This window comes from Thiothrix caldifontis, from assembly GCF_900107695.1.
Taxonomy (GTDB): domain Bacteria; phylum Pseudomonadota; class Gammaproteobacteria; order Thiotrichales; family Thiotrichaceae; genus Thiothrix; species Thiothrix caldifontis.
On the sequence record NZ_FNQP01000052.1, the window covers coordinates 1 to 3,483 of the forward strand.

3 protein-coding genes are annotated in these 3,483 nt (G+C 37.2%); 2 read left to right on the top strand and 1 reads right to left on the bottom strand.

What is annotated here, in order from left to right:
- The coding region (locus BLV87_RS19725) for a hypothetical protein (protein ID WP_217630038.1) at window positions 1-184 on the top strand (184 nt) is incomplete at its 5' end.
- 74 nt (window positions 185-258) lie between these two features.
- Window positions 259-618, top strand: a complete 360-nt coding sequence (locus tag BLV87_RS18810) for a hypothetical protein (protein ID WP_093071186.1) — start codon at window positions 259-261, stop codon at window positions 616-618.
- Window positions 619-828: 210 nt separating this feature from the next.
- On the opposite strand, the gene BLV87_RS18815 is transcribed toward BLV87_RS18810, so the two are convergent.
- Window positions 829-2,733, bottom strand: coding sequence for a hypothetical protein (locus BLV87_RS18815; protein WP_093071187.1), 1,905 nt, complete (start codon window positions 2,731-2,733; stop codon window positions 829-831).
- Window positions 2,734-3,483: the final 750 nt, after the last annotated feature.

A 3,483-nucleotide genomic window follows, 5' to 3' on the forward strand; every position in this document is an offset into this window, starting at 1 on the left:
GTTAACCAGTATCAGAAAATTACTAAATGAAGTCACTGCACTTAATGTAGCGTCATTAAACTTAGGTGGTGGTCAAGTCCAAACCTCAATAGATAGCAACCTTGATTATAAGCTCAATGAGTTAGCTAACCTAATCCACACTCTACGTTATGAACATAAGTTCTCAGGCAGACTTATCTCCTGACCACCTGTCAGACACTTTTGCTACAGAACTATCATAAGTGCTACCTTCAAAATTTTAATACGAGGGTAGTACCTATGGCAGAGACAATAGAAAAGCGGAAAGAAGTAGTTCGTCGTTCAGAATCCCAACTAAAGGAATTAGTAAACAAATACATTAAATCAGGTTTAACAATAACTGAATATTGTAGGAAGAATAAAGAAGCCGCAGGAACGTTGGTTAAAAACCTTGAAGATGATGGATACAGAATGATCCAAAATGGCAGTACCGCAGGCGGCAAGTCTCTTGACGAGCCTACCGCAGGCGGGACGCTAGACCCCAATTCAGAACTGAAATCCAAAATTAAGCAGTTGGAAGATGAACTTCTTGAAATAACTCTCAAGCATGAAAGAGCAGAATTACTTGAAGCGATGAGAAGCAGAAGAAATTCCGTTTGAGAGTTCAGCCTTCTGGAGGCTTCACACTTTCAGGACAAACAAAAAAGCCCTTAGTTAATATTGCCTAAGGGCTTCAGGAGTTCACCCGGAAGTGAGGGGTGAATTTTTAAAACAATAAAAAGAAGTCAATCCAGCTTTGTTTGTCCCGAAGGTGGTGAAACCTAACTGTTATAAACATATTCCTATAGGCAACAGTATAAGTCAAATTATTTATTGCTGTTGTTCTTTTAGAATCTTGTTGTATTTTGTAATAGTAGTAGAAGAAATAATATTTTCATCAGGGTAAGTTTCTTTCCATTTTTGAATAAGCTGAATCTGTGTTAGCTTTTTATTATTAGCCAAGAATTCAATTATCTTCTTGCCTTTCTTGGTTTCCTTTGAATCCCTTTTACTTTGACCTTTACTTGTAGGAATAAATGTTGGTGCGCAATATTTCAAATCTACAGAGATAGTAAATGATGTCATGCTATTCCCTAATGTAAAATCGAAGTCTTCAATTTCTTGAACAAGTGAGTTAACACGTTTTGTTTCTTCTTCGGGATTTTCTAATGGTGATTGTTTATCAGCCCAATAGGAATAAATACTTCCAGAGTTGGCCTTCCACCAGTTTATACTCCTTCTTTCTCTATCGGATTTTTTACGTTGAGCCAAACCTTCAGTTTTACGTATCTCATTTTCAGTTACACCAATAGCATAACGTCTTGAATTATAAGTTTGCTCAGAAACAGTCCTATCTAAAATGTATGCGTGTATACGTGCATTTCTGAATCTTCCTAATGCTTGGATTATTTCAGCATTCCAAGGAGCATCGGTAATAACTAAAACATCGTCATAGAATGTCGTTACATTCGCTGCACGGGCATTAGAGCCTGTGATAAGTATAACCTCTACACCTTCAACGAAGTCGTTACTAAGCGCCGTATGTAAAGAAATAAGAGCATCATCATTTGTATCAAAGTCAGAGATGTCAATTAAGACAGCAGTTTTAGAATTATTTGCTATAGCAATTGTTGCTACTGTTTCTTTGGTAGGAACACATAGAGCTTTAGCTTCCTTATTTAATTTATGTGGTGGAGCTAATACCCCAACTTCATAGTTACCAATAAAATGCTCTATGTGTCTTGCTCTAATGTTTGGGGAAAACTGTAGAGCCTTGTTCCATTGGAAACGTCTACTGATGTCCAGAATTATTTGGTCTGACAGGTAGCCTAACTTGTCGCTGTAGTGCCATTCTACGAATGGAACATAAGTAACAGTAGATATGGAAATGCTTTTAATGGCTTCACCTTCATTAAGGTAATCAGAAGGGTCAATTACAAAAGTGCTTGTTGGCAATAGCTTCATAAAATCAGAAGTGGTTGTAGCTGTAAACAGGACTAATGCTTTGCATTTTTTTGCTACTTCAAGGTAGAACTGTTTTGCCGCTTCTTGGAGTAGATTGTTTCTATACTCCCAGGTCTTGTTTCCCCTATGGGATTTCATAACAGAAGAGGTAAAAGCCGCCAACATGTTAATCATGTAGTCGCATTCGTCAACGAAGATAACCTTATCCTGAAAGTAATGGTCAATAATCTGTAGGGTATCATAGCCTTCTGATGGAATAGTCTCTAACCCTGACTCAATAAGTCCTTCAGCAAATACGTCAAAGAATCTTTTGGTATAAGTTTGAATATGTGAATGCTTATGTGGTTCTGATAGACCAGCTTTAATGGCTTTGTCTGTAAAGATTTTTACATATTCTACCGTTTCAGTTGAATCAGTAATATCTTGAATATTCTTCTTGTAGACCATCATGTGACCTACAGGAATGCCTTCAGTATTATACTTATTCGTAAAGTCAGTTATCACCTTAGTTTTCCCTGAACCCATTGCAGACTTGATTAGATAAACTCTAATGTTGTCTTGTTTTTTTTGTTCTTCAGTTAGAGGTGAATTAATCAGTGAGTCTACATCTACAACTTCTGATAGATACTTATAAGTGATAATATTGTTTGAGTTTTGAAGAATGGGTTCTTCAGAAGAGGATGTTACATCTTCCAGATAAGATAAAATTTCTGTTGTTGTGAAATCATTATTGACTAATTGAGTATCTGGGCTAATATGAATTTGTTCCATAATTATTTGTTCCTTATTGTTATGGATTGAACCTCAAGCAGATGCTGACTGCTTGGGGTTTTTTTATGTTATCTGTTTTTTAGTTTATACATTCATGATAGTAATACTTTAGTTTTATGTAAAGAGAAATAACGATAGAATGTAAAGTGTTTAATGTTTCCTTGTGGCAATGATACTATTGGTTGTTTATTAAACTATTTCACTTTAGTTTTTTTACGCCGCCCTATAATAGGAGACCTTTCCAATGGTCGAGTGAACCCACTTAGTGGTCTCGCTCTCGCTGCCAATGTCTGTGAACTAACGTTCTCAGACTTGAGCCGATAGGGGGTATTGTTATTATTGCATGTGTCATAGGACTTAAGTATTGGTAGCTTTGGTTATTGAAGCTCCATGCCTGCCGTTTCCACTACGGCATGGGATGGATGCTGAAGATGACAGAAGTGTAAGAGCCATAGATGTGCCAATTCTGAAGGAGTTCCAAACAGTAGGAGTTTACGACTGCTGTTATTGGATGAACTGAAGATTGGTAGTAGCTATCTGGCTGTAAGCCAGCAATACAAAGTCTTTTCGATAAGACGATTCTGTATAGCTGCTCTGCTTGCCTGAGCGGCAATCAGAATTGGATTGAGATAAGAGGTTCAAATGGTTTGAACTGACTATCAATAGGGAAGCGTGTAAATGGAACTCCCCCCCGCATTCCATGCGTGGTAATAGCTATAAGAGCTAAACGATTTGTCTGGTGCGCAAGCA